The sequence below is a fragment of the Pelagibacterium sp. genome, assembly GCF_035555455.1.
In the GTDB taxonomy this organism is placed as follows: Bacteria; Pseudomonadota; Alphaproteobacteria; order Rhizobiales; family Devosiaceae; genus Pelagibacterium.
In genome coordinates this window covers 1-14,254 of the sequence record NZ_DATMGM010000016.1, presented here as the reverse complement: position 1 = coordinate 14,254, position 14,254 = coordinate 1, and the positions used below count along the sequence as shown (strand labels likewise).

At 62.7% G+C, this 14,254-nt stretch carries 18 protein-coding genes and 1 other RNA gene; 3 read left to right on the top strand and 16 right to left on the bottom strand.

Going from position 1 to position 14,254, the window contains the following annotated elements; all coding sequences use genetic code 11:
• Positions 1-108: 108 nt before the first annotated feature.
• The 5 genes from pal to tolQ form a co-directional block, all read right to left on the bottom strand.
• Complete coding sequence (gene pal / locus VNS12_RS02555; protein WP_325486271.1) at positions 109-594, bottom strand: peptidoglycan-associated lipoprotein Pal; 486 nt, start codon at positions 592-594, stop codon at positions 109-111.
• Positions 595-802: 208 nt separating this feature from the next.
• Positions 803-2,107 (bottom strand): Tol-Pal system beta propeller repeat protein TolB, encoded by a 1,305-nt coding sequence (gene tolB, locus VNS12_RS02550; protein ID WP_325486270.1) that lies wholly within the window; start codon positions 2,105-2,107, stop codon positions 803-805.
• Between the two features lie 186 nt (positions 2,108-2,293).
• Entirely contained in the window at positions 2,294-3,454 is a 1,161-nt protein-coding gene (locus VNS12_RS02545) for a hypothetical protein (protein ID WP_325486269.1), read from the bottom strand.
• Between the two features lie 3 nt (positions 3,455-3,457).
• The gene (locus tag VNS12_RS02540; protein WP_325486268.1) at positions 3,458-3,913 is read right to left on the bottom strand and encodes an ExbD/TolR family protein; all 456 of its coding nucleotides are present in this window, start codon (positions 3,911-3,913) and stop codon (positions 3,458-3,460) included.
• The gene (gene tolQ / locus VNS12_RS02535) at positions 3,913-4,617 is read right to left on the bottom strand and encodes a protein TolQ (RefSeq protein ID WP_414693047.1); all 705 of its coding nucleotides are present in this window, start codon (positions 4,615-4,617) and stop codon (positions 3,913-3,915) included. Before tolQ ends, VNS12_RS02540 begins: the two co-directional genes overlap by 1 nt.
• A 296-nt stretch (positions 4,618-4,913) precedes the next feature.
• Between tolQ and VNS12_RS02530 the strand changes: the two genes are divergently transcribed.
• Positions 4,914-5,345, top strand: a complete 432-nt coding sequence (locus VNS12_RS02530; RefSeq protein WP_325486266.1) for a CHRD domain-containing protein — start codon at positions 4,914-4,916, stop codon at positions 5,343-5,345.
• A 51-nt stretch (positions 5,346-5,396) separates the two neighbouring features.
• Here the strand turns inward: VNS12_RS02530 and VNS12_RS02525 are convergent, their stop codons facing one another.
• The 5 genes from VNS12_RS02525 to ruvC form a co-directional block, all read right to left on the bottom strand.
• Positions 5,397-5,822, bottom strand: a complete 426-nt coding sequence (locus VNS12_RS02525) for a YbgC/FadM family acyl-CoA thioesterase (protein ID WP_325486265.1) — start codon at positions 5,820-5,822, stop codon at positions 5,397-5,399.
• Positions 5,819-6,322 carry an NUDIX hydrolase gene (locus VNS12_RS02520; protein WP_325486264.1) on the bottom strand — a complete coding sequence of 168 codons (504 nt, stop codon included), beginning with the start codon at positions 6,320-6,322 and terminating at the stop codon, positions 5,819-5,821. The genes VNS12_RS02525 and VNS12_RS02520 overlap by 4 nt, the downstream gene beginning before the upstream one ends.
• Positions 6,319-7,359, bottom strand: coding sequence for a Holliday junction branch migration DNA helicase RuvB (gene ruvB, locus VNS12_RS02515; protein ID WP_325486263.1), 1,041 nt, complete (start codon positions 7,357-7,359; stop codon positions 6,319-6,321). The genes VNS12_RS02520 and ruvB overlap by 4 nt, the downstream gene beginning before the upstream one ends.
• A gap of 121 nt (positions 7,360-7,480) precedes the next feature.
• The gene (gene ruvA, locus VNS12_RS02510; RefSeq protein ID WP_325486262.1) at positions 7,481-8,098 is read right to left on the bottom strand and encodes a Holliday junction branch migration protein RuvA; all 618 of its coding nucleotides are present in this window, start codon (positions 8,096-8,098) and stop codon (positions 7,481-7,483) included.
• Entirely contained in the window at positions 8,095-8,598 is a 504-nt protein-coding gene (gene ruvC, locus VNS12_RS02505) for a crossover junction endodeoxyribonuclease RuvC (protein WP_325486261.1), read from the bottom strand. Before ruvC ends, ruvA begins: the two co-directional genes overlap by 4 nt.
• Positions 8,599-8,783: 185 nt before the next feature.
• Here ruvC and VNS12_RS02500 point away from each other — a divergent pair, with 185 nt between their 5' ends.
• On the top strand, positions 8,784-9,587 hold the full coding sequence (locus tag VNS12_RS02500) for a GGDEF domain-containing protein (RefSeq protein ID WP_325486260.1): 804 nt from the start codon (positions 8,784-8,786) through the stop codon (positions 9,585-9,587).
• A gap of 49 nt (positions 9,588-9,636) precedes the next feature.
• Here the strand turns inward: VNS12_RS02500 and VNS12_RS02495 are convergent, their stop codons facing one another.
• From VNS12_RS02495 to VNS12_RS02470, 6 genes are all read right to left on the bottom strand, one after another.
• The gene (locus VNS12_RS02495) at positions 9,637-10,383 is read right to left on the bottom strand and encodes a YebC/PmpR family DNA-binding transcriptional regulator (protein ID WP_325486259.1); all 747 of its coding nucleotides are present in this window, start codon (positions 10,381-10,383) and stop codon (positions 9,637-9,639) included.
• A gap of 90 nt (positions 10,384-10,473) precedes the next feature.
• Entirely contained in the window at positions 10,474-11,292 is an 819-nt protein-coding gene (locus VNS12_RS02490; RefSeq protein WP_325486258.1) for a TIGR00282 family metallophosphoesterase, read from the bottom strand.
• Positions 11,289-11,879 (bottom strand): 5-formyltetrahydrofolate cyclo-ligase, encoded by a 591-nt coding sequence (locus tag VNS12_RS02485; RefSeq protein ID WP_325486257.1) that lies wholly within the window; start codon positions 11,877-11,879, stop codon positions 11,289-11,291. Before VNS12_RS02485 ends, VNS12_RS02490 begins: the two co-directional genes overlap by 4 nt.
• A gap of 21 nt (positions 11,880-11,900) precedes the next feature.
• Positions 11,901-12,059, bottom strand: a non-coding RNA gene (gene ssrS, locus VNS12_RS02480) — 6S RNA.
• A gap of 79 nt (positions 12,060-12,138) precedes the next feature.
• Positions 12,139-12,519, bottom strand: coding sequence for a cell division protein ZapA (locus VNS12_RS02475; RefSeq protein ID WP_414693045.1), 381 nt, complete (start codon positions 12,517-12,519; stop codon positions 12,139-12,141).
• On the bottom strand, positions 12,512-12,808 hold the full coding sequence (locus tag VNS12_RS02470; protein WP_325486256.1) for a DUF4164 family protein: 297 nt from the start codon (positions 12,806-12,808) through the stop codon (positions 12,512-12,514). Before VNS12_RS02470 ends, VNS12_RS02475 begins: the two co-directional genes overlap by 8 nt.
• Positions 12,809-13,016: 208 nt before the next feature.
• On the opposite strand from VNS12_RS02470, the gene VNS12_RS02465 reads away from it, so the two are divergent.
• Positions 13,017-14,254: transketolase family protein (locus VNS12_RS02465; protein WP_325486255.1), on the top strand; the 1,238-nt coding region annotated here is incomplete at its 3' end.

Sequence of the window (14,254 nt, the reverse complement as noted above, 5' to 3'; positions counted from 1 at the left end):
CTAACGCGATAAAGCAATTAAAGCAGGTTTTTGGCAAAAAAGAAGCGCCGGAACCTGATACGCGGTCCCGACGCTATGCCTCCAGATTGGCATCTGGTGTTTGGCCGGTCAGTTTGTCAGGACTGTGACCGCACGACGGTTTTGGCTCCAGCACGAAATATCGTTGCAGATCGCCACCGGGCGTTCCTTGCCATAGGACACCGAAGAGAGGCGATTTTGCGGGATACCGCGCGAGACCAGATAGTTGACGACAGCGGTGGCGCGGCGCGCGCCCAGCGCAATGTTGTATTCGCGGGTGCCGCGCTCGTCGGCATGGCCTTCGATAACGATACGGTACTGCGGATATTGCTGCAACCACTGGGCCTGCTTGTCGAGCGTGGACTGGGCATCGGCGGTCAGGAGCGACGAGTCGAGCTCAAAGAAAACCCGGTCGCCCACCGAAACCAGAAACTCCTGCTGGCTGCCGGGCGAACCGCCACCGCCCTGCCCCGGCGCGAGATTGCCGACACCGGTGGATGGCGTACGGGCACAGGCTGCTACGACGACGAGCAACGCCGCCATGAGGAGGCCTTTGCCGAAGCGAAGAAGGGGCATGGTCGAACCCATAGCGAGAAAGCTCCAGAAAACGGAAAATCGTGGTTAGCGTTTTTACCGCGCGTTATCTTAATCGCGCGTGTCCGAGCATGGTTAATCTTGGGATAATCGGGCGCAATTGCGGCGCTGGAAGGCAAAACGGCGTCCCGGAGTGGGACGCCGTATAAGTGTTGCACGATTGCAATGGATCGCCGTACTGCCGTTTGGCTTACGACAGCAACGGACCCCAGGCCGGATCGGACGCAAAGCCTTCGGTGGCGATGCGGCGCTCATTGCGGCCCCACACGTCGATGGAATAGAGCTGCGGCCCTTCATTGCCACCCGGATCGCGGAAGAACATGATCACGCGCCCATTGGGGGCCCAGGTCGGCCCCTCGGCGTGGTAGGACGTGGCAAGGATCCGCTCACCCGATCCGTCCGGTGCCATCACGCCGATCGAGAACTGTCCGCCCGATTGGCGTGTAAACGCGATCAGATCGCCCTTGGGCGACCACACCGGAGTGGAATAGGAACCGTTGCCGAACGAAATCCGCTCGGCGCCGCCCCCTGCCGCCGACATGGCGTAGATTTGCGGGCGACCGCCCCGATCCGATTCGAATACCAATCGCTGGCCGTCCGGCGAATAGGAGGGCGAGGTGTCGATCGCCGCGCCCGTGGTCAGGCCGATCGGCTGCCCGCCCGCCAGATCGAGCGCATAGACGTTGGTTGCCGCCCCCTGGGTGACCGAGAAGGCCAGCCGGCGTCCATCGGGAGAAAAGCGCGGCGCAAAGCTCATCTGCCCAAACCGCCCCAGAGACTGGGTTTGGCCCGTCGCCAGATTGAGAATGTAAATCCCCGAAGAATTTGGTCCGTCGAGCACCATATAGGCAACCATTTGCCCATTGGGTGACAGGCGCGGAGTGATCGCGGGCAGCGATCCATCGGTCAGATAGCGGACATTAGCTCCGTCCTGATCCATGATCGCCAGACGCTTGACCCGGTTGGCCTTGGGGCCGCTCTCGGCAACGAAAACCACCCGCGAATCGAAATAGCCGGTTTCCCCGGTCAGACCGGTATAAATGGCGTCGGACGCCATGTGGGCGATCCGCCGCCAGGAATTGGCATCCGTGCCATAGGATTTGCCGGTCACCTGTGCGCCCGCGGTCGTGTCCCACAAGCGAAGGCTCGACTGTATCTGCCCGGCGCGGTTGACCTCGCCCATCACCACCGCGTCGGCCCCGGTCGTCCGCCAGGACGGGAAATCCGGCGTCTGGTTGGGACTGCCGACCCGCTGGGGATATCCGGCAGGATCGACCAGCCGGAACAGGCCCGAACCGGTGAGGTTGTTGCGCACGACCTGCGCCACTTCCGCCCCGAAGCTGGCATCGCCCGAAGCAAAGTCCGGGACGGCGATCGGCATCGGCGTGAAATTGCCACCGGAGACGGTGATCTGCAATTGGGCCAGCGCGGGATGGCTAACCGCCATCAGGGCCGCCCCGGATAGGCCAAGCCGAAGAGCGGCTCTGCGGGTCATCACATTCTTGTGCACGTCGGTCTCCATGTTGAGCGGTCTCGCCGCCGCCTTCCATCCGGCGTCTGACCGGAGAGGCAATTGCAAATTCAAGGGTGCGCCGAATACCCGCCAATCATGTCCGAATGTCGGTGACGGCGAGGTTTTCGAATCAGTATGGCATTTTGGTCACGCACGGGCCCGATCTCCTCAAAGGTCTCGCGGATCGAATGTCACATCGACCTCACGCCAGTTGTCGAACTTGTCGGCAGGCAAGGTGTAGGGGCTGCATTGCTGCACAGCGCGCTGAGCGGCCATCGCCGTCGACCGCACAAGGTCATCGGTGATTGCCGAGAGGATTTGCGGCGTTCCCGCAACCGAGCCGTCCCGGTTGAATGTCACCAACAGCCGCACCGTCAGCCCGGCAGTGGTCATTGCCGCGATCGGCGGATTCCAGCACCGGCGCATGGCGGCCGCGAGCGCTGCCTGTTCGGATTGGGTCAGCGTCGCCGCCTGACCGGTTGCCGCACCAAGGCTCTGCTGCCCGCCCGCTCCCGTCGTAGTGCCGCGCGAGGTCTCGTTGTTGATGATATCCTCGATACGGTCTGCGAGATCGGTCGCCAGTGGATCGGTAGGCTGCGGCGTCTGGGCCGCTGCCTGCTGGCGCTCCTGTTCCTGCCGCTGCTGCTCCTGACGTTGTTGCTCCTGGCGCTGACGCTCGGCCCGCTGTGCTGCATCGCGAGCAAACTGGTCGCGCAATTGCTCAACGCTCGCCGTTACCCGCGGAGGAACCGGCGCAGCAGGCTGGGGTTCGGGCTCGGGCTCAGGTGCTGGCGTGGGCTCGGGCACCGGCGCAGGCTCAGGCGTGGGGGCAGGTTCGGGTGCAGGAGCGGGCTCAGGCGCCGGGGCCGGTTCAGGCGCAGGCTCTGGTTGAGGCGCAGGCTCGGGTTCCGGAGCGGGTATGGGCTGAGGACGCGCTGCAGGAATTGGCGGCGGCGTCGGCTCTGGTTGAGGTTCCGGCACGGGATCGGGATTGGCTTCCGGCTCCGGAGCCGGTGCAGTCTGGATCGTTGGCGCGGGTGATTCATCTGGGGTGATTTCAGGCGTGGGCTGGTCCTGATCGGTATTGCCGGTGCGCTCGGCGATATTGGCTTCCTGCTCCGTCTCGACTGCCGATGGCGTCTCGGTTTCCACCACATCGCTGTCGAGCGTACCCACCCGGATGTTGGAAAATTCAGAGATCGGGACCAGATCGACCGAAATCGCCATATCCATATTGGGATTTAGCCGATCGACGCTCGACAGATGCACGAGGCTGAGCGCCAGAATGGCGATGTGGCCGAGCACCGATGCGGTGGTCCCGATCCGCATGGGCTATTGTCCCGATACTTCGGCGTTTGCCTGTTCCGTGATCAGACCGATGCGCGAATATCCTGCCGACGACAGCGTCCCCATGACTTCCATGACGGTGCCGTAGCTGGCAGACGTGTCGCCGCGCACATAGATGCGGTCCTCGGTTCCCTCGGCCAGCGCGCTCACCGCGGCGACCAGGCCACCGGCCGGAACCACATCCTCTCCCACATAGATCGCGCCTTCTGGCGTCACCGATACCATGATCGGCGTGCGGGGCGTGTCCAGTTCTCCGGCAGCAGTCTGCGGCAGGTCGATAGCGACGCCCGCCGTCATCATCGGCGCGGCAACCATGAAGATGATCAGCAGCACCAGCACCACGTCAACGAATGGCGTGACGTTGATCTCGCTCATCAGCTGCCCGCGCGAACCGCGCCGACGCCTGCGGCCGCCCCGCGATCCGGATGCGCCCATACCCATTATTTGCTGCCTCGCGCTTCGAGCTGGCGTCCCAGAATGGCCGAGAACTCATCGGCAAAGCCTTCCAGGCGCCCGATCAGCTTGTTGGCGTCGCCGGAAAGCTTGTTATAGGCAATCACCGCCGGAATGGCCGCGACAAGGCCGATGGCCGTGGCGAACAGGGCCTCGGCGATCGGTCCGGCGACAACGCCCAGGCTGGCGCTTTGGGACGCGGCGATCGATGAAAACGCATTCATGATGCCCCAAACCGTTCCGAACAGCCCGATAAATGGCGCTGCCGATCCGACGGTCGCCAGAAACGACAGGCGCTTTTCCAGTGTCTCGCTTTCCCGGGCGATGGCCACATCGAGCACTTTTTCGAGCCGGGCCTGTACGCCCACATAGCTCGACGCATTCTGCTCATGGGAGCGCTTCCACTCCTTCATCGCCGCGACGAAAACCGAAGCCAGCCCCGTCGTGGGGCGCTCCGACAGCGTTTGATAAAGCTCTTCAAGCGACTGGCCTGACCAGAAGGTGCGCTCGAACTGGTTCATGTCATGACGCGCGCGGGTGAACATCATCGCCTTGTCGATGATGATGGCCCAGCACCAGATCGAAGCGGCCAGCAGTCCGAGCATCACGAGCTTGACGACGATGTCGGCCATGAGAAACAGGCCAATGGGCGAGAAGTCCGTATGCGCGGCCGCGCTGCCCACTGCGTCGATTGCTTCCATAAAACTGTTCTCCGGGGTGATCCTTCGCGGGGGGCAGCCCGCCTCAAGCCAAGTGTCCGATGCGATGCGGTTCAAATTTGTCAAAATTAGGAGACAAATCCCCGCGTTCCGGCGCCTGTACGCGACTCCTCGCCGGATGCCTCATTTATGGTCAAGAAAAGGTTAATAAACCCTCTTGCCTGGGCGCCGTTCGCGCTTTCGTGAGCGGAACGGCCCGCGATGTACAGCGTTTTACCGAACGCGCAGGGCAAAACGCCCTCGGCACCTACCGCAACGAGGAGTACATCATGAAGTTCGCACCGATCCTTGGGGCCGGCTTAGCCGCAGTGATGCTCGCGGCAGCTCCCGCCTACGCCGAAACCACCAATTTCACCGCTACGCTGGCCCCTGGGGCTGACGCCGCCGACTCCACAGGCACTGGCTCGCTGGAAGCGAGCTATGACTCCGATACCATGGAGTTTTCCTGGACGGCGACCTATGAGGGGCTGACCGGACCGGCCACCGCCGCCCACTTCCACGGCCCCGCCTCCGCGGGCGAAAATGCTCCCCCCGTGGTGCCCATCCAGGGCGACCTTGCCAGCCCCATTGAAGGCAGCGCGACCCTGACCGAAGAGCAGGCGACCCAGCTTCTTGACGGCATGTGGTATCTCAACATTCACACAGAGCAATATCCCGATGGCGAAATCCGGGGTCAGGTCTTGGCAGCTGACCCCATGTAAGTGCCGTCATCCCAACGGCTGGAAAGGAGGGTCAACGCCCTCCTTTTTGCGTCAGACCCCTGCCAGCCTGGCGCGCAACGCCGCCGGCAAGCGCGCCGGGCCACCGCCTGGCCGGATGGCAACCACGAGCACCTCAGCGCGGGTGATCAAGACGCCATCTCGCGACAGCGTCTGTAAAAGCCGCAGCCGAGCACCTGAAACCGCCATCACGTCTGTCGTGATTTCAAGGAGATCATCGATATGGGCCGCCCCCTCGAAATCGATGCTCATCGAGCGCACCGCGAACGCGGTGCCCTCACGGGCCAGTTCGTGGTGATGAATGCCCAGGTCGCGCAAAAATTCGGTGCGCGCGCGCTCAAAGAATTTCAGATAAGCCGCGTGATAGACATTGCCGGAAAAATCGGTGTCTTCGTAATAGACCCGGACCGCAAACCGGTGAACACCATCTGGGCCGATCATGCCGCTGGCGACGCTCATGGCGCACGCTCGTCGTGGATTATGTGGACCGGCTCGTCGCTCGTCCTCACAAGGAGCGCGCGCAGCTTGGCAGGCTGGAAGTCGATCCCGGCAAGAAGCGGGCCGTCCGCCTTCACCCATTTGAATTCGAGCCGGGCGTCGCCATCCACGCATTCGTGGCAAATGCCGCCATCATCGGGGAATGGAAAGCTCTCGGGCAGGGCCATTGCGTAATAGAAGCCGAGTTCATGGAAGCGCGTATCGTCATAGCTGAAGAAATTTTCCATGACGAAGCGGAGCGGGCCAATATCGGCGACAACGCCCAGTTCCTCTTCCATTTCGCGCGTCAGCGCCAGCGCGCTTGCTTCCCCGACCTCGACACGCCCGCCGGGCAGTGACCAGTGCGTATCCCAGTGCGCACGGTGAACGAGAACGTGGCCGCGACGCAAGGCGATGCCCGCGGCACGAAAACTAAAACGGCCTCCCGCCCCATCGAAGCTGATCATCTGCCGTTCCATCATTGATCGGCATCCTCTTCGAACAGCCCTGCCTGCATCCCCGCAAAACCTTGCGGCACGGCGTAGCCCATATGCTGGAACGACAGCGCGGTCATCATCCGCCCGCGCGGCGTCCGCTGGATAAACCCCTGTTGCAGCAGATACGGCTCGACGATCTCCTCGATGGCGTCGCGCGGCTCGCTGAGCGCGGCAGAAATGGTTTCGATCCCTACCGGTCCTCCGCCGTAGAATTCCGCAATGGTCTTGAGATAGCGCCGGTCGAGCTGGTCGAGCCCTTTGGCATCGACATCAAGCCGCAGAAGCGCCCGGTCGGCCACCTTGCGGTCGATGGATTTGGCGCCTTCGACAAGGGCAAAATCGGTCACCCGCCGCAGAAGTCGCCCCGCAATACGCGGCGTGCCGCGGGAGCGGCGAGCCACTTCCATCGCCCCGTCCTCGGACATGGCCATGCCCAACAGCCGCGCGCCGCGCTCCACGATCTTGACCAGTTCCTCGGGCGTATAGAAATTGAGCCGCACCGGTATGCCGAAGCGGTCGCGCAGCGGGGTGGTGAGCAGCCCCGCGCGGGTCGTCGCGCCCACCAGCGTGAACTTGGCCAGATCGATCCGCACCGAACGCGCCGCCGGTCCCTCGCCGATAATGAGATCGAGCTGAAAATCCTCCATCGCCGGATAGAGGATTTCCTCCACCGCCGGGTTGAGCCGGTGGATTTCGTCGATGAACAGCACGTCGCGCTCTTCAAGATTGGTCAGCAGCGCCGCCAGATCACCCGCCTTGGCAATCACCGGCCCGGATGTTGCCCGAAAGCCAACCCCCAGTTCACGCGAAATGATTTGCGCCAGCGTCGTCTTGCCCAGGCCCGGCGGGCCCACGAACAGCACGTGATCGAGCGCGGCCTGACGCTGCCGCGCTGCCTCGATGAACACCTGCAAATTGGCGCGCGCCGCTTCCTGCCCGATGAATTCGGAAAAACCCGAGGGACGCAGGGAAACATCGAGTGTGTCGTCCCGCCCCTGGGCGGCATCGGTAAGATCGGTCATGAGAACCTGCCGGATCCCTGCAGCCAGCGCGCAAAACGCGTGCCCTGCCCCGGATCCTGTTGTCGTATTTCAAATTGTGGCAGACGGCGCCCGCCTGCCCTTGCGGCGGGCGCACCTTCGCTCACGAACTCAACTCGCGCAATCCAAGGCGAATGAGTTTTTCAGTGGCCGTATCCGCGCCTTCCCTGCCGACAACGGCAGCGAGCGCAGCCGAGGCCTGAGCCTGGCCGTACCCCAGATTGACCAGTGCCGAGACGGCATCCGCAACGTTACCGCCCGCGGCACCCTCGCCCAGCGCACTTTGCAGCCCGATCACTCCGGCATCGAGAGCGCCGATAGCAGGCGCCTTGCCCTTCAGCTCGGTCACGATACGCTGGGCCAGCTTGGGGCCGACGCCGGGCGCGCGCCCGACCATGGCCTTGTCCTGCAAGGCGATTGCCGAGGTCAATTCGGACGGCGACAGCGTCGAAAGTGTCCCCAGCGCCACCCGCGCGCCCACTCCCTGCACCGTCATCAGCAGCTTGAACCATTTCTGCTCGGCTTCTGTCGCAAAGCCATACAGCCGGATCATGTCCTCGCGGACGATCATCTCGATGAACAGCACCGCAGCCTCGCCCACCTGCGGCAGGGTCTGCAACGTTCGCGCCGAACAATAGGCTTCATACACCACGCCATGCACGTCGATCAGCGCGATATCCTCGCCCAGCGCCTCGACGACGCCCTTGAGCTTGCCGATCATGCGCTTGCGGCCAGCTTGCGATGCTGACGGTGATGGGCGTGACAGATGGCAATTGCCAGCGCATCCGCCGCATCGCTTGAAGTGAAATTGGCAGCGGGCATCAAGGTCTTCACCATCAGCTCGATCTGCTTTTTTTCGGCATGACCGGTTCCGACGACGGATTTCTTGACCAGGTTTGCAGAATATTCTCCCACAGGAAGCCCCATTGAGGCCGGCGTCATCACAGCGATTCCACGGGCCTGCCCCAGAAGCAGCGTCGAGCGCGCACCGGCGTTGACGAAGGTTTCCTCCACTGCTGCCTCCGCCGGATGATGCTCGGCAATAAGCCGCATCAACCCCTCATGCAGGTGCACGAGCCGCAGGGACAGTTCCTGATCGACCGCTGGCGTCAGCACCCCACAGGCGACGAAGCGCAGCCGGTTCCCCTCGGCTTCGATAATTCCCCACCCGGTGCGCCGCAGCCCCGGATCGATACCCATGATTCGCACCACTTGCAGCATGCCTCCAGGCTAATCCATTCTTGCGGAACCTACCAAGTACAAAGTGAACAAACCAAAAACATTCGCACTTCACGGCGGTTGTCCACAGGCACGCCGAAAGCTGACATTTTACCCAACGGCGCAAGACTGTGTTCACTTTGCACCGGCTAGTGTCCAACCGGACGCGGAACATTCAGGACATGTTGATGACAGGAGATTTCAGACTGCCGGCCACGGTGTGGGCCGCTGCGTTCTGGCGCACGGCGAAACATATTCTCATTGCCGTTGTGGCGTCAGTGATTCTTTCGACCCTCATGCTGGAGATATTTTCCCAGGGGCTGGGCCATATCGGCCTGATCGCGGCGATCGTGGCGCCGATCATGCTTGGGGGACCGCTGGTCTTTTATCTCTCGCTCAAGCAGCAGGAACTGCAACTGGCCTATGAGCGCCTTGAAACCGCCGCTGCTCGGGACAGCCTGACCAACTGCCTCAACCACGGAGCGTTCGTGGCCGCGGTCAATGCCGCCATGGCCGAGAATACCAATCAGGTTTTCGCTTTGCTCGTCGTCGATGCCGATCATTTCAAATCGATCAACGACCGGTTCGGCCACACCTGTGGCGACACCGCCCTGAAGCTCTTGGTCGGCGCCATCCGCAGCTCGACCCATAATCGCGATATCATCGGCAGACTCGGAGGCGAAGAATTCGGCGTATTCCTTCTGAACTCCGATGTCGATCGGGCCCGCAGTACCGCCGAAGCGATCCGCGCTGCGGTGCGGGACATCAATTTCGACGCTGGCCCCGAACGATGCGGCCTCTCTGTCAGCATCGGAGGCGCGGTGACCCGGGGCGCACTTGAATTCGGGGAACTGTTCCGCCACGCCGACCAGCGGCTCTACAAGGTCAAGGAATCGGGGCGGAACAATTTCGACGTCGTCCTGCTACCCCCGCGCCCGGCCAACACCTCAATCCCCCTCCCGACGCCTGCGCCGAGGCGGCGCACCGCATGAAAAAGGGCGGCCCACCGGACCGCCCAGATTATTTCCTCTGACAGGCCTATCAGGCAGAAAGCTTGGCCATGTCTTCTTCGCTCATCTCGAAATTGGCATAGACGTTCTGCACGTCGTCATCGTCTTCGAGATTCTCGATCATGCGCATCAGGCTCGCGCCCTTCTCAGCGTCCACCGGTGCCGAGGTCTGGGGCCGGAACACCGCCTTGACGCTCTCGGCTTCGCCCAGCGCCGTTTCCAGCGCTGCTGAAACCTCGCCGATGTCTTCGAAAGCGCAATAGATCGTGTGGCCGTCTTCGTCCGACTGGACGTCATCGGCTCCCGCTTCGATCGCTGCTTCCATCATCGCATCGGCATCGCCGGCCTTGGCCGGGTAATAGACCTCGCCCACGCGCTCAAACATGAAGGCAACCGAACCGGTTTCCCCCAGCGCGCCGCCACCCTTGGAAAAGATCGCCCGGATATTGGACGCGGTTCGATTGCGATTGTCGGTCAGCGCCTCGACGATGACGGCCACCCCGCCCGGGCCATAGCCCTCGTAGCGGACCTCGTCATAGTTCTCGCCCTCGCCGCCCGCTGCCTTCTTGATGGCGCGTTCGATGTTGTCCTTGGGCATCGACTGCGCCTTGGCGTTGTTGATGGCCAGACGCAAACGCGGGTTCATCCCGGGATCGGGCAGGCCCGCTTTGGCGGCGACGGTGATTTCCCGCGCCAGCTTGGAAAAGATCTTCGAGCGCACCGCGTCCTGACGGCCCTTGCGGTGCATGATATTCTTGAATTGGGAATGGCCGGCCATTTCGAACAGTCCCCTAATGGCTGATTGATGGGCGATGGCCGGCTTATACTGGGCCGGCAGATGAAAATAAAGCCGTGGTGAGCGGTTGCGTCAGGGCAATTGCGGCAGGGCCTGTGCGAGCGTCCCGCCAATACGTACCGGCTGGATCGATGTGCACAGCCCGGACCGGCGATCGGTTTCGATCGCAACCCCGCAAAGCGTCGCCTGCCCTTCGGCGGGCGTGAACCGCGCATTGGGAATACCGGTGAGGAACCGATTGATCGGTTCGTCCGCCTCCATGCCGATGACGCTGTCGTAGTCGCCACACATCCCCGCGTCACTCATCAGCCCCGTGCCGCCGCTGAGAATGCGGTGATCCGAGGTCGGAATATGAGTGTGCGTTCCAACAACAAGCGATACCCGGCCATCGAGATACTGCCCCATGCCCTGCATCTCGGATGTCGCTTCCGCATGGAAATCGACCACGATGGCGTCGGCCTGCTCACCCAGCGGGCAAGCGGCAATCGCCGCATCCACCGCGCGAAAAGGATCGTCCATCGGCGGCATGAACACCCGGCCCAGCGCATTGACCACCAGCACCTGATGTCCGTTGCGCCCGGTGACCAGCACCGCGCCGCGTCCCGGTGCCCCGGGCGGGTAATTGATCGGGCGCACCAGCGTGTCGTGCCGCGCAATGGCGCTCATCATCTCGCGCTGATCGAACGCGTGGTCGCCCAACGTCACCACATCGGCCCCAGCATCGCGCAGCAGTTGATAGTGGCCCTCGGTCAGCCCGCGCCCATGGCTGGCGTTCTCGCCATTGATGATCACGAAATCGAATCGATAGCGCTCGATCAGCCCGGGCAAGCGGTCGGCCACGGCCTGGCGCCCGGCCCGGCCCATGACATCCCCCAAAAACAACAGCCTCATGTGTCCTCGAAGCGGCGCAGGCCGGTTTCAGTGACCAGAATATCAAGCGGCAGATCATGCGCCAGCCGCGGAATGGTTTCCACTTCCTGCGCGTCAAACGCATAGCCCACCAGCAATGGCTTGCTCGCCATCGCCGCCAGCGTGCGGTCGTAATAGCCCCGGCCATACCCCAGCCGCGTTCCCTGCGCGTCGAACGCCAGCAGCGGGATGACCACGATATCGGGAACGACCACCGGAGCGGTTTCGGAGGGGGCGAGGGTGCCAAAACCTGAAGGGTAGAGCGGCTGCCCGTCTTCCCAGAGCCGCAATTCCAGCGGCATGTCCTCGCCAAGTACCACCGGCAGACAGACCGGCTGTCCTGAATCCACCAGCCTCGTCAGCAGCGGCTTGCAGTCGATCTCATCACGGATGGGCCAGTAGAGCGCCACAACCTGCCCGCTGACCAGCGGCACGCCTTCAAGAAACACGGAGGCGGCGGCTTTGGAAGCATCGGCGCGATCGGAGGGACCAAGAGCGGCGCGGCGGGAAAACGCTTCCTGGCGAAGCCTTGCCTTTTGCTCTTCAAGATGGGCTTCGCTATCGGTCAAGCCGTTACTTTCTATCGACAATAAGGTGCCGCCCTGGCCGTGGGATGTGTCGATCCCGGGAACCTACATACGTAGGTGGGCGCCGTATGTCCAAGCCCACGGGCCTGGCCAGGGACAGCTCCCTTTAGGATCGATAAGGCCCCGGGGATGCAGTATCCTACACGCACCGGGCAGCAAGGCTCATATAAGCCGTATTGATCGGGCGGCAAAGGGGAAAGACGCAGTTTTCTCTCGTCTCCGCCGCGCTTGCCCCTCGGGGTCAGCTTTCGCCTGGTTCCTGCCCCGCCGCATCGACGGCGGTGGCAATCGATTCGATGCGGCGGGCCACGTCTGCCATCTTGGCGGCGAATCTGGTCTCCATGGACTCGGCCTCGGCGGCAACATCGCTGCCCGCCTTGGTCACCGTCTGCAGTTCCCCCGAAAGCATTTCCAGCTTGCGTTCGGCCTCGACCAGCTCGTCAACTACGGCGATACCGGCCATCACCGTCAGCCGGTTGTCCCCGATCTCGCCAAACGTTTCCTTATATTCATCGATATACCGGTTGAAGCGCGCGGCAAGCGAAGACAGCCTTGTTTCCTGCCCATCCTCGCACGCCATCCGATATTTGCGTCCATTGATCTCGACGCTGACCTCAGCCACGTACATCTCCTTGTTCAAGCACCGATCGCACGGCTGCCATTGCCTCATCGAGCCGCTGAGACACATCCTCAGCGGTTTGATCGAGCCGCTCGGCGCGCGCATTGGCCTTGTCCAGTTCCCCAGCCAACTGGCTGCGTTCGGCCACCAGCCGCCGCCCTTCGTCGTGAAGCTGCGCCGTCGAGCGCATGCGCCCGGACAAGGAGCGCACCGAGATATCGAGGCGGTTGAGCGCCCGATCCAGCCGTTCCATGGCGGTCGAGAAGCTGTCTCCCGAAGATGGCGATGTCACTGGAGCGGGTCCTTCGAATCCATTGCCGTTAACCGCCACAATAACCTTAAAAATGGCGGAAATGGCAAGGGTGCGCCCCGCCACAAGACCCAGACACCACATTGACTCGAAACCCGGACCTGTTATGTGTCGGCCACGCGCGACCGGATCGGGTCGGCAGGCCCGAACGCGTCGTCCTTCTCGCTTACCTCGAACGCTTCGGGACACCATGACAAACACCGCCAATCACGATGCAATGGCCAATGCCATACGCGCCCTTTCCATGGACGCCGTACAGGCTGCCAATTCAGGCCACCCGGGCCTGCCAATGGGCGGCGCCGACATCGCGACGGTGCTGTTTTCCAAAATCATGAAGTTCGACCCCACGGCCCCCCGCTGGCCGGACCGCGACCGGTTCGTGCTTTCGGCAGGCCACGGCTCGATGCTGCTCTATTCCGCGCTCTATCTGCTCGGCTACGAGGATATGAGCCTCGACGACATCCGCCACTTCCGCCAGCTTGGCTACAAGACTGCGGGCCATCCGGAATATGGCCACGCCGAAGGCATCGAGACCACGACCGGCCCGCTCGGGCAGGGCTTGGGCAATGCCGTGGGCATGGCGATTGCCGAAGCCAAGCTGCGCGCCGAGTTCGGTGCTGATCTCGTCGATCACTTCACCTATGTCTATGCGGGCGACGGCTGCCTGATGGAAGGCATCTCCCAGGAATCGATTTCGCTGGCCGGGCACCTCAAGCTCAACAAGCTCATCGTCATCTGGGACGACAATGACATCACCATTGACGGCAAGGTGTCGCTCTCGGATTCGACCGATCAGCGCAAGCGCTTCGAAGCGAGCGGCTGGGACACCATGGCCATCGATGGTCACAATGCCGATGAGATCGAAAAGGCCCTGCTTGCGGCCCAGAAGTCGGACAAGCCCACCCTGATCGCCGCCAAGACAACGATCGGCTTCGGCTCGCCCAACAAGGCCGGCACGTCCAAGGCCCACGGCTCGCCCCTCGGCGAAGAGGAAATCGCGCTGGCCAAGAAGCAGCTCGGCTGGGCGTACGGCCCCTTTGAAGTGCCTCAGGAAATTGTCGACGCCTGGCGCTTGGCCGGCAATCGCGGCAGTGCCGAATACGCTGCCTGGTCAGAACGGCTGAACGCCACGGAAGCTGAGCAGAAGGCCGAGTTCGACCGGCGCATGAACGGCGACCTGCCCCCGGCGTTGCGTTCGGCAATGGCCGACTACAAGCGCAAGCTGGCCGAGGACAAGCCCAAGCTGGCCACCCGCGCATCGTCGCAAAAGGCCCTCGAAGTCATCAACGGCGTCGTTCCGGAAACCCTCGCCGGTTCCGCTGACCTGACGGGCTCGAACAATACCGATACCTCGCAGACCAGGACGTTCTCTGCCGACGACTATGCGGGCCGCTACATCCACTACGGCATCCGCGAACACGGCATGGC

Excerpts from the sequence above, each read along its gene's own strand:
- pal (WP_325486271.1), bottom strand. The coding sequence starts at position 594 with ATGCCCCTTCTTCGCTTCGGCAAAGGCCTCCTCATGGCGGCGTTGCTC.
- tolB (WP_325486270.1), bottom strand. The coding sequence starts at position 2,107 with ATGACCCGCAGAGCCGCTCTTCGGCTTGGCCTATCCGGGGCGGCCCTG.
- VNS12_RS02545 (WP_325486269.1), bottom strand. The coding sequence starts at position 3,454 with ATGCGGATCGGGACCACCGCATCGGTGCTCGGCCACATCGCCATTCTG.
- VNS12_RS02540 (WP_325486268.1), bottom strand. The coding sequence starts at position 3,913 with ATGGGTATGGGCGCATCCGGATCGCGGGGCGGCCGCAGGCGTCGGCGC.
- VNS12_RS02530 (WP_325486266.1), top strand. The coding sequence starts at position 4,914 with ATGAAGTTCGCACCGATCCTTGGGGCCGGCTTAGCCGCAGTGATGCTC.
- VNS12_RS02525 (WP_325486265.1), bottom strand. The coding sequence starts at position 5,822 with ATGAGCGTCGCCAGCGGCATGATCGGCCCAGATGGTGTTCACCGGTTT.
- VNS12_RS02520 (WP_325486264.1), bottom strand. The coding sequence starts at position 6,322 with ATGATGGAACGGCAGATGATCAGCTTCGATGGGGCGGGAGGCCGTTTT.
- ruvB (WP_325486263.1), bottom strand. The coding sequence starts at position 7,359 with ATGACCGATCTTACCGATGCCGCCCAGGGGCGGGACGACACACTCGAT.
- ruvA (WP_325486262.1), bottom strand. The coding sequence starts at position 8,098 with ATGATCGGCAAGCTCAAGGGCGTCGTCGAGGCGCTGGGCGAGGATATC.
- ruvC (WP_325486261.1), bottom strand. The coding sequence starts at position 8,598 with ATGCTGCAAGTGGTGCGAATCATGGGTATCGATCCGGGGCTGCGGCGC.
- VNS12_RS02500 (WP_325486260.1), top strand. The coding sequence starts at position 8,784 with ATGACAGGAGATTTCAGACTGCCGGCCACGGTGTGGGCCGCTGCGTTC.
- VNS12_RS02495 (WP_325486259.1), bottom strand. The coding sequence starts at position 10,383 with ATGGCCGGCCATTCCCAATTCAAGAATATCATGCACCGCAAGGGCCGT.
- VNS12_RS02490 (WP_325486258.1), bottom strand. The coding sequence starts at position 11,292 with ATGAGGCTGTTGTTTTTGGGGGATGTCATGGGCCGGGCCGGGCGCCAG.